Origin of the sequence: Trinickia dinghuensis, from assembly GCF_003367175.1 — a bacterium.
Lineage (GTDB): Bacteria > Pseudomonadota > Gammaproteobacteria > Burkholderiales > Burkholderiaceae > Trinickia > Trinickia dinghuensis.
In genome coordinates, this window is sequence record NZ_QRGA01000023.1 from 76,380 (window position 1) to 101,231 (window position 24,852).

Annotated in this window: 20 protein-coding genes; 16 read left to right on the forward strand and 4 right to left on the reverse strand. The window is 64.4% G+C overall.

Features of this window, described 5'->3' with window-relative positions; genetic code table 11:
- Nucleotides 1-6: 6 nt before the first annotated feature.
- The 7 genes from tssC to tssA all read left to right on the forward strand — a co-directional run bounded on the left by tssC (nt 7) and on the right by tssA (nt 9,556).
- Entirely contained in the window at nt 7-1,497 is a 1,491-nt protein-coding gene (tssC, locus tag DWV00_RS30975; protein ID WP_115537431.1) for a type VI secretion system contractile sheath large subunit, read from the forward strand.
- 77 nt (nt 1,498-1,574) lie between these two features.
- Entirely contained in the window at nt 1,575-2,078 is a 504-nt protein-coding gene (locus tag DWV00_RS30980; RefSeq protein ID WP_115537432.1) for an Hcp family type VI secretion system effector, read from the forward strand.
- Nucleotides 2,079-2,213: 135 nt separating this feature from the next.
- Nucleotides 2,214-2,726 (forward strand): type VI secretion system baseplate subunit TssE, encoded by a 513-nt coding sequence (gene tssE / locus DWV00_RS30985; RefSeq protein ID WP_115537433.1) that lies wholly within the window; start codon nt 2,214-2,216, stop codon nt 2,724-2,726.
- Between the two features lie 41 nt (nt 2,727-2,767).
- Nucleotides 2,768-4,606, forward strand: a complete 1,839-nt coding sequence (gene tssF / locus DWV00_RS30990; RefSeq protein ID WP_115537434.1) for a type VI secretion system baseplate subunit TssF — start codon at nt 2,768-2,770, stop codon at nt 4,604-4,606.
- A complete protein-coding gene (gene tssG / locus DWV00_RS30995; protein ID WP_115537435.1) occupies nt 4,570-5,655 on the forward strand; it encodes a type VI secretion system baseplate subunit TssG in 1,086 nt (361 codons plus the stop codon). Before tssF ends, tssG begins: the two co-directional genes overlap by 37 nt.
- A 42-nt stretch (nt 5,656-5,697) precedes the next feature.
- Nucleotides 5,698-8,430 (forward strand): type VI secretion system ATPase TssH, encoded by a 2,733-nt coding sequence (tssH, locus tag DWV00_RS31000; protein ID WP_115537436.1) that lies wholly within the window; start codon nt 5,698-5,700, stop codon nt 8,428-8,430.
- A 1-nt stretch (nt 8,431) separates the two neighbouring features.
- The gene (gene tssA / locus DWV00_RS31005) at nt 8,432-9,556 is read left to right on the forward strand and encodes a type VI secretion system protein TssA (protein WP_115537437.1); all 1,125 of its coding nucleotides are present in this window, start codon (nt 8,432-8,434) and stop codon (nt 9,554-9,556) included.
- Nucleotides 9,557-9,661: 105 nt separating this feature from the next.
- Here tssA and DWV00_RS31010 read toward each other — a convergent pair whose 3' ends face one another.
- From DWV00_RS31010 to DWV00_RS31025, 4 genes are all read right to left on the reverse strand, one after another.
- On the reverse strand, nt 9,662-10,681 hold the full coding sequence (locus tag DWV00_RS31010; protein ID WP_245965106.1) for an OmpA family protein: 1,020 nt from the start codon (nt 10,679-10,681) through the stop codon (nt 9,662-9,664).
- A gap of 4 nt (nt 10,682-10,685) precedes the next feature.
- Nucleotides 10,686-11,672, reverse strand: coding sequence for a type VI secretion system-associated protein TagF (gene tagF / locus DWV00_RS31015; protein WP_115537438.1), 987 nt, complete (start codon nt 11,670-11,672; stop codon nt 10,686-10,688).
- The gene (gene tssM / locus DWV00_RS31020) at nt 11,669-15,568 is read right to left on the reverse strand and encodes a type VI secretion system membrane subunit TssM (RefSeq protein WP_115537439.1); all 3,900 of its coding nucleotides are present in this window, start codon (nt 15,566-15,568) and stop codon (nt 11,669-11,671) included. The genes tagF and tssM overlap by 4 nt, the downstream gene beginning before the upstream one ends.
- Before the next feature lie 109 nt (nt 15,569-15,677).
- Complete coding sequence (locus DWV00_RS31025; protein WP_115537440.1) at nt 15,678-16,544, reverse strand: M15 family metallopeptidase; 867 nt, start codon at nt 16,542-16,544, stop codon at nt 15,678-15,680.
- Between the two features lie 127 nt (nt 16,545-16,671).
- Between DWV00_RS31025 and DWV00_RS31030 the strand changes: the two genes are divergently transcribed.
- The 9 genes from DWV00_RS31030 to DWV00_RS31070 all read left to right on the forward strand — a co-directional run.
- Nucleotides 16,672-17,586: a phage tail protein gene (locus tag DWV00_RS31030; RefSeq protein ID WP_115537441.1), complete on the forward strand. Its 915-nt coding sequence runs from the start codon at nt 16,672-16,674 to the stop codon at nt 17,584-17,586.
- Between the two features lie 419 nt (nt 17,587-18,005).
- Nucleotides 18,006-18,347 carry a DUF6916 family protein gene (locus DWV00_RS31035; protein WP_147298015.1) on the forward strand — a complete coding sequence of 114 codons (342 nt, stop codon included), beginning with the start codon at nt 18,006-18,008 and terminating at the stop codon, nt 18,345-18,347.
- 60 nt (nt 18,348-18,407) lie between these two features.
- Nucleotides 18,408-19,028, forward strand: a complete 621-nt coding sequence (locus DWV00_RS31040; protein ID WP_115537443.1) for a phage tail protein — start codon at nt 18,408-18,410, stop codon at nt 19,026-19,028.
- A gap of 165 nt (nt 19,029-19,193) precedes the next feature.
- Nucleotides 19,194-19,772: a thiamine phosphate synthase gene (locus DWV00_RS31045; RefSeq protein ID WP_115537444.1), complete on the forward strand. Its 579-nt coding sequence runs from the start codon at nt 19,194-19,196 to the stop codon at nt 19,770-19,772.
- Nucleotides 19,773-19,793: 21 nt separating this feature from the next.
- The gene (locus DWV00_RS31050; RefSeq protein WP_115537445.1) at nt 19,794-19,988 is read left to right on the forward strand and encodes a hypothetical protein; all 195 of its coding nucleotides are present in this window, start codon (nt 19,794-19,796) and stop codon (nt 19,986-19,988) included.
- A 332-nt stretch (nt 19,989-20,320) separates the two neighbouring features.
- On the forward strand, nt 20,321-20,926 hold the full coding sequence (locus DWV00_RS31055) for a GNAT family N-acetyltransferase (protein WP_115537446.1): 606 nt from the start codon (nt 20,321-20,323) through the stop codon (nt 20,924-20,926).
- A gap of 84 nt (nt 20,927-21,010) precedes the next feature.
- On the forward strand, nt 21,011-21,352 hold the full coding sequence (locus DWV00_RS35155; RefSeq protein WP_115537447.1) for a DUF6916 family protein: 342 nt from the start codon (nt 21,011-21,013) through the stop codon (nt 21,350-21,352).
- 82 nt (nt 21,353-21,434) lie between these two features.
- Nucleotides 21,435-22,055 (forward strand): phage tail protein, encoded by a 621-nt coding sequence (locus tag DWV00_RS31065; protein ID WP_115537448.1) that lies wholly within the window; start codon nt 21,435-21,437, stop codon nt 22,053-22,055.
- Between the two features lie 49 nt (nt 22,056-22,104).
- Nucleotides 22,105-24,852 (forward strand): DUF4347 domain-containing protein (locus DWV00_RS31070; RefSeq protein ID WP_115537449.1); only part of this gene is annotated, 2,748 nt, incomplete at its 3' end.

The window sequence follows — 24,852 nt, forward strand, 5'->3', positions numbered from 1 at the left end:
GTCAGCATGAATCAGCAAACGGCTACGGCCCCGAGCGGCGCCGCGCAAGCAGACGCCGGCACGTCGCTGCTCGACGATATCGTCGAGAAAAGCAAGGTCGCGAAATCGGATTCCGAGCATGCGCGCGCGAAGGATCTGATCGGCGAGCTCGTCCACCAGGTGATGGACGGCACGGTCGTCGTCTCGGACAACCTGTCGGCGACGATCGACGCGCGCATCGCCGAGCTCGACCGCCTGTTGTCGGCGCAGCTCAGCGAGGTCATGCACGCGCCCGAGTTCCAGCGCATGGAAAGCACCTGGCGCGGGCTCAATTACTTGGCCAAGGAAAGCAACACCGGCTCGACGATCAAGATCCGCGTGTTGAACGCCAACAAGCGCGAGATCGTCCGCGATTTCAAGGCGGCCGCCGAGTTCGATCAGAGCGCGCTGTTCAAGAAGGTCTACGAAGAAGAGTTCGGCACGTTCGGCGGCGCGCCGTTCGGCACGCTGATCGGCGACTTCGAGCTGACGCGTCAGCCCGAGGACATGTACTTCATCGAACAGATGTCGCATGTCGCGGCGGCGGCGCATGCGCCCTTCATCACGTCGGCCTCGCCCGAGATTCTCGGTCTCGAGTCGTTCTCCGATCTCGGCAAGCCGCGCGATCTCGGCAAGGTGTTCGATACGGTCGAATACGCGAAGTGGAAGTCGTTCCGCGAATCGGAAGATTCGCGCTACGTCGGCTTGACGCTGCCGCGCTACCTGGGTCGCCTGCCGTTCCATCCGAAGGACGGGCTCATCGCCGAAACCTTCAATTTCGTCGAAAACGTCGACGGCTCCGATCACAGCAAGTACCTCTGGTGCAACGCGGCGTGGGCATTCGCGGCGCGGCTGACGGCGGCGTTCGACGATTTCGGCTGGTGCGCGGCGATCCGCGGCGTGGAAGGCGGCGGGCTCGTCGAAGATCTGCCTACCCACACGTTCAAGACCGACGACGGCGAAATCGCCCTCAAGTGCCCGACCGAAATCGCCATTACGGACCGGCGCGAGAAGGAACTCAGCGATCTCGGCTTCATCCCGCTCGTGCACTGCAAGAACTCCGACTACGCGGCCTTCTTCGCGGCGCAGTCGGTGCAAAAGCCGAAGAAGTACAACACGGACAGCGCCAACGCGAATGCCGTGCTGTCCGCTCAGTTGCAGTACATCTTTTCGGTGTCGCGCGTTGCCCATTATCTGAAGGCGATGATGCGCGACAAGATCGGCAGCTTCGCTTCGGCGCAAAACGTCGAGACGTTCCTGAACCGTTGGGTCGCGCAATACGTGCTGCTCGACGACAACGCCACGCAGGAACAAAAGGCGCAATTTCCGCTGCGCGAGGCCTCGATCCAAGTGTCCGAGATCCCGGGCAAGCCGGGTTCGTATCGGTCCGTCGCCTTCTTGCGGCCGCATTTCCAGCTCGACGAACTGTCGATCTCGCTGCGGCTCGTAGCAGATCTGCCGAAAGCAGCCGGCGCTTAAACCTAGAAGCATTCCGAGTGCGGTCCGGGCCTAGAGCCCGGGACCGCGTATAAACCGCTACCTGGGAGTGAGAAGTCATGTTGAATATATTTTTGAAGTTTGGCACGCCCGCCATCAAGGGCGAATCGGCCGACAAGGACCACAAGGACTGGCTCGAAGTCACCTCGTGGAACCACTCGATCGTCCAGCCGCGCTCGGCCACGGCCTCGACGGCCGGCGGCGGCACGTCCGAGCGTTGCGAGCACGGCGACATGATGTTCACGAAGGAAATCGACGTCGTCAGCCCGCTGCTCTACCAACACGCGTCGGGCGGCACGACGTTCGACGAAGTGACGGTCGACTTCATGCGTTCGGACGGCGAAGGCAACCGCGTCAAGTACCTCGAAATCAAGATGAAGTACGTCATCATTTCGAGCGTGACGCCGAGCGTCGTCGGTGAAGGCCTGCCGACCGAACAGTTCTCGCTCAAGTACGCCGCCGTGCAATGGAAGTACACGCAGCAGAAGGTCGGCGGCGGTCAAGGCGGCAACGCGCAAGGCGCGTGGAGCCTGACGAAGAACGACAAGACCTACGCGGTCTAAATCGTGACCGATACGCCGCTTGCTTCCACGCGGGGCGGGCGGCGTATCGATTTAGGCGTGTCCGCTTGTTCCGTGTGTTTTGTTCGTTCCGTTCGTTTCTTTTTCTTCGTTTGACTTGCTTGAGTACGCCGCCCGATGAAGCGCTTCGAACCGAGTTTGCTCGATAAGCTCTTCGACGATGATCCTCGCTCGCCCGCGCCCGTGGCGATGCGCCAGTGGTCGCTCGAGGAGCTCAAGGGCCGCGTCGCGCGCGACGTCGAGTCGCTGCTGAACACGCGCATCGTGCTGACCGAGGACGAGCTCGAGAAGCTGCCCGAATGTCAGCGCTCGGTGCTCACGTACGGGTTGAACGATTTCGCGGGCCTGAGCCTGGCGAGCCACTACGATCGCACGTTCATCTGCGAATCCATCGAGCAGGCGATCGCCCGGCACGAGCCGCGCCTGCGCGAGGTGCGCGTATCGCTCGAAGTCAACGAGCAATCGACGAACGCGCTGTACTTCGTCATTCGCGCGAAACTCGTCGTCCATCCGGCCGAAGAGCCGGTGAGTTTCGATGCGATGCTGCAGGCCTCCACGTTGCAATATTCGGTCACGCGGTCGCGCCGCGGCACGGATGCCGCGCGTCCCCGCGCGCGCGAGTTCGGCTAGCCGATAAGAGAAGAGCGTAAAGCGACGCTCGGGGATCACAGATGCAAGCGTTGCTGCCTTACTACGAGCGCGAGCTGGCGTTTCTGCGCCGCTATTCGAGCGATTTTGCCGACCGGTACCCCAAGATCGCGGCGCGTCTCGCCCCGACGGGCGAGCAGAGCGACGACCCGCACGTCGAACGGATGATCGAATCATTCGCGCTGCTGTCGGCCCGCATCAACAAAAAGCTCGACGACGATCGCCCCGAATTCACCGAAGCACTGTTCGAAGTGCTGTATCCGCACTATCTGCGGCCGTTTCCGTCTTGCTCCATCGCGCAGTTCGGCTTGCCGCGAGGCGGCATGCCGGCGCACCCGATGACGATCCCCCGCGGCACGGCCTTGACCTCGCGCGAAATCCGCGGCGTGAGTTGCCGTTTCCGCACCGCCTATGACGTGACGCAGGCGCCGCTGCGCTTGGCGCGCGCGCGGCACACGCCGCTCGCCGAGGTGCCGCCTTCGGCCGTCACGCTGCCCGGCGATGCGTCCGCGCTGCTGTCGTTCACGTTCGAGACGACGCTGCCCGAAGGCACGCTCGGCGAATTGAACCTCTCGAAGCTGCGGGCCTACCTCCACGGCGAACAATCGTTCATCGCGGCGCTGACCGATTGCCTGTTCATGAAGGCGATCGGCGCGTACGTCGAAACGCCGGAGAGCCGCCTCTGGCGCCCGCTCGCCGCGATGCCGATCGAGCCGGCGGGTTTCGCCGACGCCGACGCGCTGATCGATTACCCGGCCAAGTCGCACCCCGCTTATCGCTTGCTCGCCGAATACTTCGCGTTTCCCGAGAAATTCGATTTCATCGACTTCGATTTTGGCGCGATGCTCAAAACCGCGGGGCGCTGCCGGCGCTTGACGGTGCACGTCGCGCTGGGCGAGCTGCGCGACGTGCCGCATATCGAGCGGCTCGTCGAATCGCTGAGCGTCAATCATGTGCGCCTGTTCTGCACGCCCGTCGTCAATTTGTTCACACATCGCGGCGAGCCGATCCATGTCAGCCACGAAGCCGTGTCGTATCCGGTCGTGGCCGATGCGAGCCATGCGGGCGATTACGAGGTGTACTCGATCGACGACGTGCGCCGCGTCGAGACGCGCGCCGATGGGCAAACGATCACCGAGCTTCGGCCGTTCTATGCGCTTCACCACGACGAAGCGGCGCGGGTGGGGCGCTATTGGTTCGCCCGCCGCAACGATTGGGTCGCGCGGAACAGCCCAGGCTACGAAACCGAGATTTCGGTCGTCGACGCCGATTTCGATCCGCTCGATGCGCGCACCGACACGCTGAGCCTCGCGTTGACGTGTACGAATCGAGATCTGCCGGCGCGGCTCGCCATCGGCCTCGAAGGCGGCGATCTATTCGCCGAGCCGGACGTTGCGACCGGCGCGATCGGCTTGCTGTCGCGGCCGAGCCCGAGCGTGCGTGTCGCGCGCGGCACCCCGATGCGCTGGCGGCTCGTTTCGCATCTCGCGCTCAATCATGTCTCGCTCTCGGCCGACGGCCTGGCCCCGCTCAAGGAGTTGCTCGCGCTCTACGACACGCGGCGCACGCCCGTCTCGGCGCGGCACATCGCGGGCATCGTCGGCATCGAGCAGAAGCCGGCCGTGCATTGGCTGCCGGGCCGTCCCTACGCGACGTTCGTACGCGGCGTCGAAGTGCGATTGACCGTCGATGAATCGTATTACGTGGGCACGAGCCTCGCGACGTTCGTGCGCGTGCTCGATACGTTCTTCGGCCTGTTCGTGAGATTGAACAGTTTTGTCCAACTCGTGGCCGTGGCAGGCCGCACAGGCGAGGAGATCATGCGATGCAAACCGCGCAGCGCGGAATCGACGCTGGCGTAGTCGAGCGGCTGCTCGACGAGCCGTATCGGTTCCAATTCTTTCAGGCGGTTCGCGTGCTCGAGACGTGGTTCTCGAGGCAAGACGAGGCCGATCTCGGCCCGCGCGGCGAGTCGGGCATCGCGTTCCGCAACAGCCTTGCGCTGACCTTTCCGCCGAGCGAGGTCGAGCGGGCGATCTCGTACGACGCCGCCGGCGAGGCGCTCGCCGGCCAAGAGGCCGTGCGGGGCGCGCTCGCGCAAAGCAAGGTCGGCCGGGTCGAACTGACGCCGGCGTTCTTCGGCTTGCTGGGCGGCCAAGGGGCGTTGCCGCTGCATTACACGGAGCAGCTGATCGCGCGCGCGCAATTGCAGCGCGATCATGCGGCGCGCGAGTTCTTCGACGTGTTTTCGAGCCGCGCTACGGCGCTCTTTTACTCCGCGTGGAAGAAGTACCGGCTGCCGTTTCATTACGAGCTCGATCGGGACGAACGCTATCTGCCGCTGCTGCTCGCGCTGGCCGGCACGCCCGATGCGGCCACGCGCGCGCACCTGCAGCAAGGGCGTGGCGCGCTGATCGACGAGGCGATCGCCGGCTATGCGCTGCCCGCGCGCCACCGGCCGATGTCGGCCGCCTACCTCACGCGCACATTGACCGATTACTTCCGCGCCCCCGTGCGCGTCGAGCAGTTCGCGGGCAAGTGGTACGCGGTGCCTTCGGCTCGGCTGACGGTGCTGGGCCGCGAGAACGCGACGCTCGGCGCCACGGCCCTCGCGGGCGAGCGCGTCTGGCAGCGCGATATGCGCGTGCGCGTCGTCGTCGGTCCGCTGACCAAGCGCGATTACGAAGCGTTCCTGCCCGGCGAGGCGCGGGCGATCGCGCTCGAACGCATGCTCACGCTGCTGGCCGGCATCACCATCGAATACGAAGTGTCGCTCGTGCTCGCGCGCAAGGAAGTCGGCACGAGCCGCCTCGGCGCGGGAACGCGGCTCGGCTACGACGCGTTCCTTTGCACGCGCGAGGCCGAACGCGACCGCGACGACGCCCGTTACGAACTGAACGTCATTCATTGACACTGAGATAGATCCGACAAGACAGAAGAGAACCGATCCGATATGAGCACTCCCCTGAAGACTCTCATCGCGAAGCTCGACGCGCTGTGCCTGAATGCCGCGACGCGCGCGGCGAGCCTATGTCTCGCGCGCGGCCACTACGAAGTCGATCTCGAACATCTGCTGCTCGCGCTGATCGAAGATCGCACGAGCGATCTATCGGTCGTGCTGCGCGCGAGCGGCCTGAGTGCCGAGGTGCTGCGCACGGATCTCGAACGTGAGCTCGAGCGTTTCAAGACGGGCAATACGCGCACGCCCGTGTTCGCTACGCATTTGATCTCGCTGCTCGAGCAGGCGTGGCTGATCGCGTCGCTCGATTCGCATGCCGCGCGCATTCGCTCGGGGCACATGCTGCTGGCGCTGCTGACGTCGTCCGAGTTGGCACAATTCGCCGAACGGATGTCGCCGCTCTTCGCGCGCGTGCCCGTCGAGTCGCTCAAACACCGGTTCGACGAAACGACGGCGGGCTCGAGCGAGGCGGTGCACGCCGCCGGGGCGGACGAGGCGGGAGGCGGCGCGGCTGCCGGCGATGCCGAACGCGATCCGACGCGGCCGGCCGCGCCGTCGAAGACGCCCGCGCTCGATACCTACACGACGAATCTCACGCAGCGCGCCCGCGACGGAGAGATCGATCCCGTGATCGGCCGGGAGGCCGAAATTCGGCAAACGATCGACATCCTCATGCGCCGCCGCCAAAACAACCCGATCTTGACGGGCGAGGCGGGGGTGGGCAAGACGGCTGTCGTCGAAGGGCTTGCACTGCGGATCGCGGCGGGCGACGTGCCGGCGCCGCTCGTCGGCGTGGCGCTGCACGTGCTCGACATGGGGCTGCTGCAGGCCGGCGCGAGCGTGAAGGGCGAGTTCGAAAACCGCTTGAAGAACGTGATCGACGAAGTGAAGAAGAGCGCGACGCCGATCATTCTGTTCATCGACGAAGCGCACACGATCATCGGCGCGGGCGGGCAGGCCGGGCAGAACGATGCGGCCAACCTGTTGAAGCCGGCGCTCGCGCGCGGCGAGCTGCGCACGATCGCGGCGACGACCTGGGCCGAGTATCGCAAGTACTTCGAGAAAGACGTCGCGCTCGCGCGGCGCTTCCAAGTGGTGAAGGTCGAGGAGCCGAGCGAGGCGCTCGCCTGCGCGATGGTGCGGGGGCTCGCGCCGCGCATGGAGGCACATTTCGGCGTGCGCATTTTCGACGAGGCGATCACGGAGGCAGTGCGCCTGTCGCATCGGTACATCACGGGGCGGCAACTGCCCGACAAGGCGATCGGCGTGCTCGATACGGCTTGCGCGAAGGTGGCGCTCGCGCGAGGGGCGACGCCCGCTGTCATCGACGACACGCGCAAACGGATCGAGCGCATCGATGCCGAGATCTCGGCGCTCGAGCGCGAGAGCGCGACGGGTACGGCCGGCACCGCGCACGACGAGCGGCTCGGGCAGTTGCGCGCGGCGCGCGAGGCCGACGTCGCGTCGCTCGCGGCCGACGAGGCGCGCTACGAAGAGGAGCGAGTGCTTGCTCAGCGGATCGAAGCATTGCGCGGCGAACTCGCCGCCGCGGCGGCGGCGTCCGGGGAGCAGAACGAGGAGGGTAAGGACGGTGGCGCACATTCCGGCGCTCACGCACACGCCGGCGCGCAATCGCCACTGCGCGAGGAACTGGCTCAGCTCACCTCGAAGCTTCAAGCGCTGCAGCAGTCGAGCCCGATGGTTCCGCTGCAGGTCGACGGCCACGTAGTAGCCGAGATCGTCGCCGCCTGGACGGGCATCCCGCTCGGCCGCATGGTCAAGGACGAGATCGGCACGGTGCTGAGCCTGAGCGGCCTGCTGGCCGCGCGCGTGATCGGCCAAGATCATGCGCTCGATGCGATCGCGCAACGCGTGCGCACCGCCAGCGCGAACCTCGAGGATCCGCACAAGCCCCGCGGCGTATTTCTGTTCGTCGGGCCCTCGGGCGTGGGCAAGACCGAGACGGCGCTCGCGTTGGCCGATATCTTGTACGGCGGCGAGCGCAAGCTCGTCACGATCAACATGAGCGAATATCAGGAAGCGCACAGCGTGTCCGGCCTGAAAGGCTCGCCGCCGGGCTATGTCGGCTACGGCGAGGGCGGCGTGCTGACCGAGGCCGTGCGGCGCAATCCGTATTCGGTCGTGCTGCTCGACGAAATCGAGAAGGCGCACCCCGACGTGCTGGAAATGTTTTTCCAAGTTTTCGACAAAGGCACGCTCGACGATGCCGAAGGACGCGAGATCGATTTCCGGCATGCGCTGATCATCCTCACGTCGAACGTCGGCTCGGCCGCCGTGATGCAGGCCTGCTTGAATCAGGAGGCCGAGGCGCTGCCCGATGCCGATGCGTTGGCCGAGCTGCTGCGGCCGCAGCTGTACAAGGCGTTCAAGCCGGCGTTCCTCGGGCGCGTCAAGGTCGTGCCGTATTACCCGATCTCCGACGACGTCCTCGTCGAGATCATCGAGCTCAAGCTCGGGCGGATCCGCACGCGAATCGCCGATAATCACCGTGCCGTCTTCTCGTGGGACGAATCGCTCGTCGATGCCGTGCTCTCGCGCTGCACGGAGGTCGATTCGGGCGCTCGCAACGTCGACCACATTCTCAACGGAACGCTGCTGCCGGAGCTGGCGCAGCACGTGCTCGGCCGGATCGCCCAGGGCGAGCGCATCGAGCGCATCGCCGTGCGTGCGCTCGAGTCGGGCGAATTCGAATACAAGGTGAGCTGATATGCCGATCGATCTATCCCCGCTCATCGCGCCGCTCGAGGGCGCTTCGCCTTGCGGCGAGGATCTGCTGTTCTCGTCCGATTTCGACGCGATTCAGCACGCGCGCCGTTTCGACGACCCTTCGCTCGATCAGGGCGAGTGGATCACCGAAATCAAGGAAGCCGATTGGGGCTTCGTCATCGAACGCTGCTCGATGCTGCTCAAGACGCAGACCAAAGACCTGCGCCTCGCGGCGTGGCTCAGCGAAGCATTGGCGATGAAGCAAGGCGTGGTCGGGCTGTCGCAAGGCTACGTCCTGCTCTCGGCGCTCGCCGAGCGCTACTGGGACAGCGTGCATCCGCTGCCCGAAGGCGACGACACCGAGTACCGGCTCGGCAACGTGAGCTGGCTCGTCGGCCGCACCGCGCAGCTGCTGCGCGAGGTGCCGCTCACGCAGTCGTCCGGCGGCGAATTCAGCGGGCTCGATTGGGAAGTCGCCACCCACGTCGCGCAAGCCGTGCGCCGCGATCCCGATCATGCCGACGAGCTCTCGCGCGGCAAGCCGTCGCTCGAACAGATCGAAGCGGCCAAGCGCGCGACGCCGCCCGCGTTCTACAAGACGCTGTTGACCGACTTGAAGGGATTCGAGGCGGCGATGCAGGCGCTCGAGCAGGCGCTCGACGCGCGTGCCGGCAACGCGGCGCCGAGCTTTCGGCAGGCCAAGGAGGCCTATGAGGTCGTCTTCGGGCTTGCGGAGCGCTTCGGCCGCGACGTCGGCGCGAAGATCGAGCCCACGCCGGCGCAGCCACAGCCCGGTGCGGGCTCGGCCGAGCGTGCCGAACCCAGTTTCAAGACGGCCCCTTCCCTCGAGACTACGATGCCCGCCAACACTGCCGCTCTTGCACCCGTGCGTCCCGTCCCGGTCGGCCCGATTCAGACCCGTGCCGATGCCGTCGCGCAACTGCGCGCGGTCGCGCGCTTCTTCCGCGCGACCGAACCGCACAGCCCGGCCGCTTACCTGGCCGATAAGGCCGCGGAATGGGCCGACATGCCGCTGCACGAATGGCTGGCGACCGTCGTGAAGGACGACGGCTCGCTGGCGCATGTGCGGGAATTGCTGGGCGTGAAGCCCGGCGAGGCGAGCTGAGGTCGAGTTGAACGAGTCGGGCGCCGGCTTGGCTAGATTGGACTGAGCCGCCACGTCGCATCGCTTGCACCGCGAACACGGTGCGTGCGATGCGCGCTCACACGCTCATTGGCCGACGCGGAACTCGATGCGCCGATTGCGGGCGCGGCCGTCTTCGGTATCGTTGGAGGCGATCGGCTGGTCGGGGCCGACCCCCATCGTTTCCATCGATCGCGGAGCGACGCCCTTCGTGACGAGATAGCCTTTCACGGCATCGGCGCGCGCCTGGCTCAGCGCGATGTTCGACGCGCGGCTGCCCGAATTGTCGGTGTGGCCGATGATCTCCACCGTCTTGCCCGGCATCTTGACGAGCACGCTCGCCATTTGATCGAGGATCGCGCGGCCTTCGGGCGCGAGCAGCGCGCTGCCGGTCTCGAATTCGATCGTGCGGTTCGCCAATGTCGTATCGAGCAAGCCTTGCTCCGACGCGCTCACGCGCAACCTGTTGTGGATCGTGTAGGTCGGGTTCAGCGCGGTGGCCATGTCGCTGGCCACTTGCTGGCGCTGCGCTTCGTTCGAGACTTCGCCTTTCACGTCGATCTGCGTGCCGTCGATCTTGAGCTGGCCTTTGCTGATCTGCTTCAGTTGCGGGCCGAGCAGCTTCTGGACGTTCGCGCTCCAGTTCGGCGGCGTCGCGACGCTGCCCACTTCGATCTGATCGACGACATTGCCGGCGCCGTACGTCTCGCGCAGCCGCGCGAGCACGGCGCTGTGCGTCGCTTCGTCGGGCACCTTGCCGCTCACGACGACTTGTCCCGGCGCCGCATTGGCCGGCGCGGGCATGCGCGTCGGCGTGTTCGGCGAGCCTGCCGACCCCGATGAATCCGGCGTATTGGCCGACGCGAGCTGCATCGGCGCGGGCAGCGTCGTCATGCGGACGTGGACGCCGCTGTTGTCGACGGGTGTGACGGTGGCGGGCGAGCCGTCGTCGGCATGGGCCGAGAGCGTGGCGAACGAGCCGGCCAGGGCGAGCGCCAGTGCGGCGATGCGCCATGTGCCGCGGGGCAGGCGCGGATGCCGATGCGGAAGCGGAGGCCGATGCTGGTACGGGTACAGGTGTTGGTGCAAATGAGTTGTGCCCATCATCGCCTCACGCCCCGACGAACACTTCGCGGAACGTATCGACGGCGAGACGCAGCGATAGTTGCGGTTGATCGAGATAGCTGACGAGCTTGCTGATTCCATGTTCGTTCTGGGCGTGGTCGTCGATCCATTCGGGATCGTCGATGTCGATGTTGTGCGCCGCGTAAGCCTGGGGATCGATGACGCTGTGCAACGTCTTGGCCGAGGCGCCGTTGAAGCCGATCACGAGACGTTCTCTTTCGGCGATTGTGCCGATGAAGATCGCGATTTCGAAATCGGCCTGAGCCAGGAACGGCGCTATGAGTTCGAGCCAGAACGTCGCGACGAGGCTGCGATAGAACGTGTCGTTCGGCAGCGGCAGCGTGAGCCCGCGCTCGAGATTCGGCGCATGGCTCAACATGACGGGCTTGAGCAGCGAGCCGAGCGCGAGCATCGCGCCGCGCAGCCGCACAGGGTGGCCGCTGGCGAGCAGCATTTGCTCGAGGCCGGCGAGCGTCTGATGCTCGACGAAATCGGCGAACGTGCCTTCGTGCGAGGTCGCGACGCCGACGTCGATCGGCACTTGCGTGTCGCCAAGCGCCTGCAGGGCGGCAGCCGGCTCCTGGCAGTCGTAGAGCGTGCGCATCTGCGTGGCGGCCCGGGACCACAGCCGCGCGAACGCGAGGGGGCTGCGCGCGAGGAAGGCGAGGGGGCGCTCGACCTCGAGCGCCGTGGCGGCGAGCAGCGGGAAGCGGCGCGAGGAGACGTCGTGGCTCGTCATCATGTGGCCCGCGATCGCGAGCCGGCTTTGCGAGCCGAGGAACGCGAAGTGCATCGGCTTCGCGTTGTCGTAGACGATTTTCCAGCGTGGGTCTTCGGCCAGCAGCTCCGTTGCTTGCGCGACCCAGCGGTCGAGCGTCTGGAGCAGCTGCGGGTTGTGCGTGCTTTTGACGAAGTCCCCGCGCGAAGGAATCTTGCCGAAGTAGGCGAGTTGCGCCTGCACGGATTGCGTCATTGCGCGGCTCCTGTTCCTGGGTTCGAGACCGCCGCGGCGGCGGTCGAGGGGGAGGGGGTGTTCGACTGCGCGGGGGCCGGGATCGCACCGGGCGCGGCCGGCGACGAGCCGCTGACCGCCGTCGCCGCCGCGCGCGCCGCCGCGACGTCGACGACCGATTCGGGCAGGCGCACGCCGGTCAGGCTCGCCTGCTGCGGCGCGTTGTTGCCGCCGCCGCTCGACGGCTGGGACGTGCTGATGATCTTCATGCTCAGTGCGACCGTCACGCTGCCTTGCGTCCACGACAGCGCGAACGTGCCGTCGGCGTTGCGCGTGCGCTTGGCCGAGTTGATCAGCTTTTCCAGCCCGTAGCGGCCCGGTTCGTTGACGAGCTGGATCGTGCGGCCGTCGAACGACGTCGCCGTCAGCGTCGCGCCGGGCGAGCCCTGCGGATTCGGCCAGACGAAGTTCGTCCATTGCGGCGGCGTATTGCGATAGCGCAGCTGCTGACCGTCGATGTCGATCGTGTACTCGGTCGTGCCTTGGCCCGGCTGCGGCAGGATCTGGAACACCGTCTGCGGCTCCGTTGCCGCGCCGCCGCTGCCTCCGCCGGCCGCCGCACCCGAAAGCGGGGCGACCCAGCGCGCGAAGCCGCTCGTGAAATCGGGCGAGAGCGCGATGCCCATCCCGCCCCACGTCCGCGGCGAGAGCGTATCGCCGCGCCGCACCGCGAGCGGTCCGAGCGTCGTGCCGACGAACTTCGAGATCGCGCCGTCGGGGCCGAACACTTGCGCGATTTCGCTCGCGCCGGCTTCGACCTTGGCGTCGCTCGAGAACGGATATTTATTCGCGAGCGCCGATTGGAACGTCTGATAGACCTGCGCGTTCCACACCTTGTTGACCTCGTTGCTGGCGGGTTCGACGACGACGGCGAACGCCTGCATCAGCGGCCGCACGAGCAGCGGACGCAGCGCCTTGCGTTGATCGTCGTTCAGGCCTGTGAGCATCTGTTCGTCGACGAACTTCAACGAATCGGCGAGTTCGGAGCCGCTGCCGTCGAGCGTCTGCTGCATGAGCTCGCGCGCGCCCGGCCCCGGATCGCCCTGGTTTTTCAGGATGTTGAAGCGCGTGCGGACCTTGGAGAGCGAATCCATGTAGCCGTTCAGGAGCGATGCGTTGTCCTGCTTCGCGACGATCCGGGCTAGGCCGCTGAACGCGATGCCGACCGGGCCCGCGCCCGTGGAGCCGTCGAGATTCACGTCGACGTCGACACCGGCGTTCTGTGCCGCCTGCTGCTTCGACGCGAACAGCCGCTTGAACCAGCCCGTGACGCCGTTTTGTGCCTTTTGCAGCGGGCTCGACGCGAGCGTGGGGTTGTCCCAGGACGTTTGGTCGTAGGCGGTCTCGAAGATCTTGCGGATCGGCGAGTCTTGCGGATCGCCGAGGCGGTTCATCGAATCGACCGCTTGTCCGAAGCTGCCGAAATCGCGCACGGCGATGCCTTGCATGAAGCGCTGCCAATGCTGGGCGTACTCGGTCTTGTACATGCCGACGAGCGCCTTCTGGATCTGCTCGGGGCTGCCTTCGAGCGTGAGATCGTCCTGCGACGTGGTGCCGAGCACCCAGTCCTTCGCCTGCAGTTCCTTGGTGGCGGCATCGCGGATCGCACCCTTCACGTAGCCGAACCATGCTTCGCGCGTGAACGTGCCGGGAATCGCGTAGCTGCCGCCGACGAGGTTCGCGTTGTTTTCGCCGACGATGCGTGCGACTGTCATCGGCGCGTAGCGCGTCGAGGCGCGTGCCTTGATCTCTTCGTACACGCGCTGGCGGGCGGGCATGCCGCGCACGACGTGGCGCAGGTTCTCGCGCGTCTGATCGATCAGCGACAGATTGGCGTCGATCATCGGCCAATCGTCGTCGGACACGCGCGAGAGGTAGAACGTGATCATGCGTTCGGCGCTGCGGATCATCTCGTCGCGGGACATGTTGCCGCGATTGGTCTCGAGCCAGCCGCGCCAGAAGCGCGCGAGCTGATCGGTCAGATGCGCGGCTTCGACGTGGCGCTTGTCCGACAGCATCAGGTAGGTCTTCAGCGCGTTGTAGGCGTCTTCCACGTTCGTCGGAGACGCGTCGCTGTACAGGCCGCCTTGCGTGGTCGCGGTCATCGGGCTGGCATGCGCCGACACGGGCGTCGCGCCGGATTCGGGCGGGTGCGTGAGCGGCGCGAGCTGGTCCGGATGCGTGTTCACTTCCTTCAGGAACGACACGAGGTTCTGCGAGACCGGGTCCAGCATCAGCTGCTTCACACCGCGGTAGTACTCGGCCAGCAGGCGCTGCTCCATCCGGTCGCCCTGATACAGCCCGAGCGAGACGGACAGCGGCCGGTTGCGCTTGAACTGCTCGAGCTGCTCGATGCGATCCTCGAGGATGTCCATCGCCTGCAGGCGCGATTGGAGATCGTTGCGGTTTTGCTGCAGCCGCACGATGTTGTCGAGATCGGCCTGGACGTTCGACGCGAGCTGCTCGTTGCCGATCGTCGACCAAGTCCAGCCGCCCAGCGCGAGCGCGAGCACGGCTACGAACGCGAAGAACGTGCCGTAGCGCAGGCGCGTTTTCGCGGGGCTCGCGAATTGGCGGACGGTTTGGCGGTCGGCGAAGATGACCTTCGAGAACAGATCGCGCAGGAAGAAGCCGTTCTTGGACGACGCGGCTTGCGGCTGGGGCAGGTTGTCGACGGCGAGGCCGAAGCGCGTGCCTATGCGTTCGGCCGCGGCGCTGCTCGTTTGGCCCTCCTGCAGCGCGCTCGTGAAATAGAAGCCGCGCATGATCGGCTTGTATTGGAACGGATTGCTCTCGAACAGCGTGGCGAGGAAGACGCGCAGCGCCGGCTTGATCGCCAGGAATTCGAGCGGAAAGCTCAGCTGCCCCGGCGAGAGCAGGCCGCCGCGGTTGATCGACATCTGTGCGACGCTGATCTCCTTCAGCCCTTCGTAGAGTTCCTCGAAGCGCTCGTCGAACAGGGCGACCACGTCGCGTTTCTCGTCTCGTTCGTAGGGCAGGGTGGCGCCCCAGACGCGATCGTATTCGTGACGCTCGCCGCCGCTGAAGAACTCGGCGAAGCCCGTGATCAGGTCGGCCTTCGTGAACATCACGTAGACGGGCGCGAACACTTCGAGCTTTTCGGTCAGTTCCTGCACGCGCTGGCGCAGGCTGCGCGCGAGGTTGATCGTGGCGTCGGGCCGGCTGCTCGTGAGTTCGGCGATGCTGGCCGTCACGATGATGCCGTTGATCGGCGCCTTGGGCCGGTACCGCTTGAGCAGATTCAGAAAGCCGATCCACTCGGTGCGATCTTCCTCATGGACCGAATAGCGCCCGGCCGTATCGAGCAAGATGCCTTCGGTCGTGAAGAACCAGTCGCAGTTGCGCGTGCCGCCGATGCCGTGGACGATCGCGTCGCTCTTTTCGGCGAAAGGAAATTGAAGGCCGGAATTCAGCACCGCGCTGCTCTTGCCCGCCGCCGGATTGCCGATGACGATGTACCAGGGCAGCTCGTAGAGCGCCGAGCCTCCGGACGCCTGGCCGATCTTCGACGTTTTGATCGTGCGCACCGCCTCGGCGAGCCGCGTGCGCAGGACGTCCAGATCGGGCTGCTTGGCGCCGCTCGGCTGCGGCGCCTTGCCCGTCTCGGCCTGCTGCTCGAGCATCTCGCCGAGCTTGCTGCTGGCCCGCCGCGCCGCGATGCGCCGCCAGAGCCAGACGATCAGAATCAGTGCGAGCAGGGCCGCCACCGCCACGGTGGGCCATAGGAGCGGAAGGTCGTACCAGAGGGCGATGCCGAACAGGAAGGCTGCGATGACGACCACCCCAAGGACGGTCATCGTGCGTTTGCTGGTCAGCGCGTTGAGAAAGCGTTGCATAAGGCCTTAACTTAACGTTCTAAGTCTTGATCTGATCTCGACGAATGGCCCGGCGCTGAACGGTGAACAGCGCAAGGCATTGCGTGCGGTATAGGGCGATTCGATTCGCCTATTGCCCGGGGAGCGGAACTACTGGCTTGCTGCGTCCTAGGACGAAACCGGGCTTGTGATATTCAACGTGTCCGTAATCTCTCAATTTCCATCGCCCGCCCCATACCAGCCCAACTTGCTCGGCCGTTTGCCCGTACAGCTCATAGCCGCGCATGGCGTAGGGATCTTTTTCTGAAATGACGACCTTGCCGTCGCGTAAAAACGCGTTGTCGGCGGCAAGCCCGTATTGGTGATAGCTTTGATATGCGGCTGCATTGGTCACGCCCCCCAGCTGCGCGAGCCGGTTTTGTCGCTCCGGGCTCCGATAACCTTCCAAAAGCACCAAGTCATACCCGTACTGCTCGTGCATGATCTTGTAGACGAGCAATAGGCGAGTTCTGAAATCGGCATCAAGCAAATTCCAATCGCGGCTGGCGTCGCGCAGTGCCGGACGGACTTGTTCCACTTCCTTGGTCGCAAAGACTTCGGGCGGCAACGGCGGCGGCGGAACGAGCTGCTCGCCATTGAGCAACGCTGCGATTTTCTCGTCCGGTACACGCGTGTCGCCATCAAACTGAAACAATTGGCGGCCGCGCAAAGCAATTGCAATCAATGGAGGCGCGGCAAGGATACCTGCCGTAATCAAAATCAGCAAGCGTCGCCGAATCAGTATTTTTTTCGTATCACCTAAAGCGGTATGAGAAATTCTTACTGATTTATCGATTCCATTTCGAAGATGTGAGATCCCACGCGATGTCCGGCGCGACATGCGGCGTTGTAATGCGAGGGCGGCCGAGACCAGTGCGCCGCGGGCTGCAGGCAATAAGAACAATGCCGCGATGGTAACGGCGACGGCGAAATAAGCGGCGAGTGCGACGGCAATCAAGATAGGCCCCGGGGGAAATGAATTGTATTTTGTAATGCTTGCTCTTAGAATCTGGCCTGCTTGCCATGGGAGGCCGGATTCCTATTATCACGGCGAATTAAACAACGATTCAACGAGATACTACTGAATGAGTGCACCGGAAACCACATCGAAAGGGCGGCCGAGCCTGCTGTCCGAGACGGCTCCCGGTGCTCCCGACAACAGTTCCCGCATTCTCGCGAGCCTGGAAGGGCGCGTGTCGGCGCAGCAGGCGCCGCGTCCTCGCCGTTCGAAAAAACCGCTAGCCGTGGCCGCGCTGGTTGTGGCGGGCCTGGCAGCCGCCGGTGTGTGGCAATGGCAGCGCACGCTCGACGGCGGGCATCCGGCCGTGGTGGCCGCAGCCGGTAACGGCAAAGACGGCAAAGCGCAGTCCGTGGCCGGGGCGAGTGCCGCGACGGTCGTGAACGCGAGCGGGGCCGTCGCCTCGGTGCGCGTGGCACAAGGCGTGGCATCGGCGCCGCAGGCCGCCGTCATCGTGGCCGACAATACGTCGGCGTCTTCACCTGGCGGTGCCGCTATGGATCCGCTTTCGAGCGCCCTCGCGAACGGTGCGGTGCCGTCGACGGATAAGGGGGCTTCCACGGTGGGTGTTGCGGCGGCTTCGAGCGCGGCCTCGGTTTCGAATGGAAAACCCGCCGCGGGCAAACCGGCCGTCGCGCGCACGGAACGCGAAACCGCGAAGAGCCGTCGCGCGGAAAAGCTGGCCGCCGAGCGCAGGCATGGGAAGGGGGCCGTCAGGCATGACGACCCCGATGCCGATTTGCTGGCGGCACTCGTCGCCCGCACCGAGCCTTATGACCCGCATGCGCCGAAGTCGGCCAGTGCCAGCAAGGCGTCGCCCGCTAAGGCGCGTCCCGTGAGCCTGGCGGCGCAAATCAAGCAATGCGACAAGTCTAATTTCTTCGAAGCGCAGCTCTGCCGCTGGCGTGTCTGCTCCGATCACTGGGGCAAAGATGCGGCCTGCCCGAGCGCGAATGCCCCGTCCACGTCGGAGCCGCGCTAATGGTCGGGACGGTTTACGCGGCGAGCGATTCGAACGGCGGCCTTGATCGGTCGCCGTTTTGCTTTTTGGGCGCGTTCTGTCAAACGCGTAGCCGATCGAGGGGGCCACGTAGGGCCGCGGTTGCGATGCGTTTGCTAGTGCTGATTCTCTAGATTAATATCCAGACCGAAACTGCCGCTAACGCCGTTGTGGAAGTTCGCGAGCCGCGCGATAGACCAAGCACCATGGCGGTCCGCCCCTCCTTGGAAAGAGGTGAGATCTCAGATGGTCGACGGGGGCCGATGCGCCCGCGTTGGCTGCTTGCCGTGGGGTGAGCGGCTCGAACAGGCAGTGAAAAGCAGTGAAACAAGAGACCATGGCCGGCTGTGCCGGCCGCGATACGCAGTCATAGACACGCAGAAAACGACTCGGGGGCGTGCTTGTCGTCTATTCCATCTCACGCGGAGTTGCTCGAAGCAGTCGGGCAACGTTTTACCTTCGTCGCACCGAACGGTGCGGCCGTCGAGGCGCTTCTCGTGCAGGCGCCCTCCGGCATTCCCATGGATGACAGTTTCGTCTGCTACTCGGCCACTTTCGAGTTGCCCGCGGGCGTGTTCACGCCGCAGGACGTCTATCGTATCGGCTCGCCGTCCGGCCGAGCGTGGGATCTGCTCGCGACGCCGACGAGGCCTACCGAAGACGGGCGTTCGACGCTGACTGTCGTGGTGCATTGTCGTGCCGATGAACTGGGCGATGCCGCTGGTTCGCGGGACGCTAAGTAGGGCATTTCTTCAAAAAATCTCAAAACTTCGAAATCAAGAAATCTCGACAGGAGGCTTTAAATGAGTGACCCGTATATCGGTGAAATTCGCATGATGGGGTTCAACTATGCGCCCTACGGCTGGGCGCAGTGCAACGGCCAAGTGGTCAACATCGTGCAGAACCAGGCTTTGTTTGTGCTGTTGGGCACGATTTACGGCGGCAACGGCTCATCGAATTTCAATTTGCCGAACCTGCAAGGCCGCAGCCCCGTGGGTATGGGCCAGGGGCTGGGGCTTTCGAACATCAGCATCGGCGAGCAGGGCGGGGTCGAAAACGTCTCGCTGACGACCCAAAACATGCCGTCGCATACGCACGTGGCGTCGGTGACGGGCGGCGGCGCCGTGACGGGACAAATCTCGATTCCGGCAACGACGAGCACGGCATCGGGGACCCAAACCGCGGCTCCGGGAACGACCGCGGTGCTGGGGCCGGTCAGCGTCAGCGATCGCCAGGGCCAGCTTTACAGCACCGCGACAGACGGCGCGACCACGCTGAAGCCGTTCAACGTGACGCTGCAGGGCACCGCGCCGGCGATCACGAACAGCTTGGTGGGGAACAACACCCCCATCGCGCTGCGTAATCCTTTCCTGGGTATCAACTTCTGCATCGCGCTGCAAGGCGTTTACCCGACGCGCCAGTAATGAACGCGTGGGCAATGCGGATTTGACGTCGATCGAGCACTCGATCGATAAGGTCCCAGCGCGTGGGGCTTCCTTCGGCGGCGCGAACGGACCAAAGACGCAATGAATCGATGGGCGCGCTCGCGGGAGGTGTACGCGGCGCGCGTCTTTTGATAGCGTCGGCGTATGCCGCCCGATTCGACCCTTCCCGATTTGCTCTTGATCACACCTGAGCCGCCTCGCGCGGCAGGTGTCGATCTGTTCCTCGATCGCTTGAGCCATGCCGTTGCGAGCGGCATCGCGCTCGTTCAGCTGCGCGCGAAGACGCTCGACATGCCTGCCTACCTGCGGCTCGCAAGCGAGGTCTGCGCGGTTTGTCATCGCCACGGTGCTCGAGTCGTACTCAACGGGCCGCTCGACGGCTGGGATGAGGGCGATGCCGACGGCCTTCACTTGCCGAGCGCGCGTCTCATGCAAACGAATACCCGGCCTCCGCGGCAATCGAAGCTGCTTTCCGCGGCATGTCACTCGCCCGAGCAACTGCTGCATGCGCAGCGCATCGGCGTCGATTTCGTCACGCTGTCTCCTGTGTTGCCGACGACGAGCCATCCGGGCGAGCCGACGCTCGGATGGGCGCAATTCGAATCGCTCGCGGCGATGGTCTCGATACCGGTCTTCGCCCTCGGCGGGATGACGCGTGAACTCGCGGCGACGGCGCGTACGCATGGCGCGCACGGCATGGCGGGCATATCGGCGTTTTGGTGAGAACTGCCTGGCGGGGCGCTCGTGCTCGCTGCGCCTGACGTAAATCTGCCGGCATCGGTCAAGGCGGATATTCAGGCCGTAGCGAAGTCGGGCGGCAAGACGCGCTCGGTCGACCTCGTCGACGATTCAGGAAACGTCGGATTCGGGAAACGTCGCATCGTCGATAAAGCAGTAATTTCGACCGAATTATTACGTATTATTACGCGCGATGTTTGAATCGAGTGTCGGCCTGCGATTAGAGAGAATGTCGCGCTAACGTTTGCGCGTATCGAAAATCTGATATCCACGGTGTTTCGCGAGAAAAATTTATCTTCCGCGCGGCTCGAGCGGCGGCCTTGATCGGTCGCCGTTTCTCCGTCAGGCTTATTCCGCCAAGTTCTCAGTCGATCCGGGTATCCCCGTAGGGGGCGCCGGTGCGGCGCGATTGCTAGTGACGTTTCTCTAGATTAATATCCAGACCGAAAATGCCGTTAACTAAAGTTGTGTTGACGTTCACGACCCGGACGACAGATTAAATCTCTTGTCCGTCGACTTCTCTTCGGAAAGAAATGAGATCTCAGAGGGCCGACGGGGCCGACGACCATGGAGATTCGGGACAGCGAGGCACCGCGCTGGCCGACGCTCGGCTTTATCTGCGATCGGCTCGCGAAGACGATCGCGACTTCTTGTTCCGTGTATTCGAAAGTACGCGCGCGGAAGAATTCGCGCGGTTGGGGTGGGGCCCTGAGCGCGTTGCGGCGCTGCTGGCCGAACAGTTTTCCATGCAAGACATGTATTACCGCCGGCACTACCCGCATGGCCGCTTCGATGTGGTGATGCTGGGCGAAACGGCGATCGGGCGCTTTTATCACTACTGGCATGGCAGCGAGGCGCGCTTGATCGACATCGCGCTCCTGCCTGCTCATCGCGGGGCGGGGATCGGGACGCGGCTCGTGCGCGATTTCGTGGCGCGCGCGGCGGACAAGGCGATGCCCGCGGTGTTGTACGTAGAGATGAACAACCCCGTGCAAGCGCTTTATCGCATGCTCGGGTTCGAGACGGTGGGCGAGAACGGGGTGTATCACCAGATGCGGCGACCCGCCATGCCATTTGCCGATGAGCGTGTGCAGCCCGTGGAAGGGCTCGCGCTCGACGGCGGCTCGAACACGCAGTGAAAGGCAGTGAAACGAAAAACCAGGGCCGGCCGTGCCGGCCTCGATAAGCAGTCATAGACACACAGATAACGACCGGGGGCTTGTTTGTCGTCCATTCCTTCACATGCGGAGCTGCTCGACTCCATCGGGCAAAGCTTTACGTTGGTCGCATCGAACAGTGCGGCCGTCGAGGCGCTCCTCATGGACGCGCCCTCGGGCATCCCCATGAGTGACAGTTTCGCCTGCTACTCGGCCACCTTCGAGTTGCCGGCGGGCGTGTTCGCGCCGCAGGACGTCTATCGCATCGGCTCGCCGTCCGGCCGAGCGTGGGATCTGCTCGCGACGCCGACCAGGCCCACCGAGGACGGGCGATCGACGCTGACTGTCGTCGTGCACTGTCGTGCTGATGAGCCGGGCAATGCCGCCGGTTCGCGGGACGTTGCGTAGGGTATTTCTTCGATAAATCTCAAGACTTCGAAATCCAGACATCGCGAAATCTTGAATCTCGAATCTCGACAGGAGGCGTTAAATGAGTGATCCGTATCTCGGTGAAATTCGCATGTTCGGCTTCAACTTTGCGCCCTATAGCTGGGCGCTATGCCAGGGCCAAACGATTTCCATCCAGCAGAACACGGCGTTGTTTTCGCTGCTGGGCACGTTTTACGGCGGTGACGGCGTCTCGAATTTTCAATTGCCGAACCTGCAAAGCCGCAGCCCCGTGGGTATGGGCCAGGGGCTGGGGCTTTCGAACATCAGCATCGGCGAGCAGGGCGGGATCGAAAACGTTTCGCTGACGATCGCGAACATGCCGTCGCATACGCACGTGGCGGCGGTGACGGGCGGCGGTGCCGTGACGGGACAAATCTCGATTCCGGCAACGACGAGCACGGCATCGGGGACCCAAACCGCGGCTCCGGGAACGACCGCGGTGCTGGGGCCGGTCAGCGTCAGCGATCGCCAGGGCCAGCTCTACAGCACCGCGACAGACGGCGCGACCACGCTGAAGCCGTTCAACGTGACGCTGCAGGGCACTGCGCCGACGATCACGAACAGCTTGGTGGGGAACAACATCCCCATCGCGCTGCGCAATCCTTACATCGGCATCAACTTTTGCATCGCGCTGCAAGGTGTCTTCCCGTCGCGTGGGTAATGAAGGACTGCGTGCCGCGGGAGCGGCACGCTTTTGAGGATTTGAAGCCATGAAACTCGCCGCCAGCCTCTCGAAGCTTTTCGCCGCGATGCGCGCATCCGAAACGAGCGGTCGCACGCAATACGCCGCCGTGCCCGCGCCGCTGATCGTCGCGCTCGAGCCGCGCATCGTCTACGATGCGTCGGCCGCTTCCATCGGCATGGCGGCCGCTGTCGCGGCGCAGCATCATCACGCGAGCGCGGAGGCGCACGATGCGGCGACGCCGGCGGCGGTGTCCAACTCTGCGGCGTCGGCGGGGAGATCGGCGGCTTTCTCCGTGAGTTCTTCGGACGCGGCTGCGTCGCAGCGCGCAGTGCACGGCTACATGACGGCGCAGTCTTCAACAGGCATTGGCGCGGGTGACACGTCCACGATGCGCGCCGTGCACGGCTACACCGACTTGGCGGTCACGTCGGCTGACAAGCAAGTCGTCTTCGTCAATTCGAACGTCACCGATTACCAAGCGCTCATCGCAGGGGTGCCGCAGGGCACGCAGGTCGTCATCCTCGATTCGACGAAGGATGGCCTCTCGCAGATGGAGCAGTATCTGCAGCAGCACCCGGGCGTCAGCGCGATTCATCTTGTTTCGCACGGGGCCGACGGCGACTTCGAGATCGGCAGCACGTGGATCAACGAAGCGGATTTGTCGACGTACAGCGCGCAGCTCGCGCAGATCGGCGCGGCGATGAAGCCGGGCGGCGATTTCCTGATTTACGGCTGCGACGTGGCCGAGAACGCGGACGGCAAGGCGCTCGTGCAGCAAATCGCATCGATCACGGGATTGAACGTGGCCGCGTCGACCGATATCACGGGCGCTGCCTCGCTCGGGGGGGATTGGACGCTCGAGTACGACGTCGGCAATGTGCACACGAACGTCATTTTCTCTGCTGCGGCGGAGAAGAGCTACGACTACACGCTAGCGCTCATCGACGAAAACTACGACAGCCACGTTGGATTCGACACCGGCGGGACCGGCGTTTCTTCGACGACGCTCGACGGCCTGACCTATACGGGCGATCAGCCGGTCGAGTATCAGGTCGTCTCTGGGTCGCTTCCCAACAGTGCGACGGGTGGCGAATTGGTCGTCAACACGCAGGGCACCGCGATGTCCACGATGACAGTCTCACGGGCGGACGGGTCGTTGATGGCCGTGCAGAGTTTCGACATCGATATTTTCTTGAGCAACGACGTGACGGTCCAGGCGATCGGCTCGTCCGGACAAGTGCTCGGAAGCATCGACTTGAATTTGAACGACGGTGCCAGCACCAACACCTACGATGCGGGTCACTCGAGCGGCACCTCGCTATTCCACGTCAATTTAACCAGTCTTGCGGCGTTCTCGCAGGTCAAGAGCATCAAGTTCATAGAAAATAGCGGAAACGGCACGTACCTTTCGCCCACGCTGGACAACTTCACCTATCTCGATCCGACGTCGCCGCCGACGCTCACGGCAAGCGGCGGCACCGCGTCGTTCACGGCCGCCGACAACGCGGCGTCGACACCCGTCGTGGTCGATCCGGGCATCACGCTGACCGACGGCAATTCGGCCACGGCCACGAGCGCCACCGTTACGATCACGGGCAACTTTCAAGCCGGCGAGGACCAGCTTGCCTTCATCAATAACAATTCGACGACGTACGGCAATATCGCCAACGGCTCGTACAACCCGAGCTCGGGCGTCCTCACATTAAACGGTACGGCGTCGATCACGCAATGGCAGGCTGCGCTGAGCGCGGTCACGTATACCGATACCGCAGTGACGCCGAATACCGCGATGCGCACCGTCAGCTTCGAGCTGACGAGCGACGGGTTTACGCCGAGCAATACCGTGACGCGGACGGTCACCGTCGCGGATACCGATCAAACGCCAATCGTGCATACGACGGGCGGCACGACGAGCTACGCCGACGGCACCTCTGCCGTCACGATCGACAGCGGGGTCACGGTCACCGATCTGGACAACACGACGCAAGCATCGGGTACCGTCTCGATCAGCGCGGGTTTTCAGAGCGGAGACACGCTTAGTTTCACGGCCAACAGCTCGACGATGGGCAACATCGCCATTCAATCGTACAACTCGGCAACAGGCGTTTTGTCGCTGACTTCCGCTAGCGCGCTAGCCACCAAGGCGCAGTGGGCCGCAGCATTGAGCGCGGTGAAGTTCTCGAGCACGAGCACGACCTACGGCAACCGGACGATTTCGTTCACGACGAATGACGGCACGCAGACGAGCGCGGCGGCGACCGACACCGTCGATGTCGTGAATCCCCTTCAGTTGACGACGGATTCGGGCTCGGCCGCGTTCGTGGCGGGTGACAACGTGACGTCGACGCCGGTCGCCGTGGACTCCGGCTTGACGCTGACCGATGCCGCTACCGGTACGCTTTCATCGGTGACGGTCGCGATCACGGGCAACTTCGATAGTAGTCACGACCAACTGCAGTTCACGAACACGGGAAGCATCACGGGCTCGTACAGCTCGGCGACGGGCGTGCTGACGCTGACCGGCGCATCGGCCACGCTCACGCAATGGCAGAGCGCGCTGCAATCGGTGACGTTCGAGAACACGGCGGTGACGCCGAGCAATGTGCCGCGCACCGTGACCTTTACGGCGGTTGATAGTTTGACCAATACGAGTACCGCCACGCGCACGGTGACGGTGACGGATACGGATCAAACGCCGATCGTGACGACGACGGGGGGCACGACGAACTATGTGGGCGGCACGTCGGGTGTGACGATCGACAGCGGGGTCGGG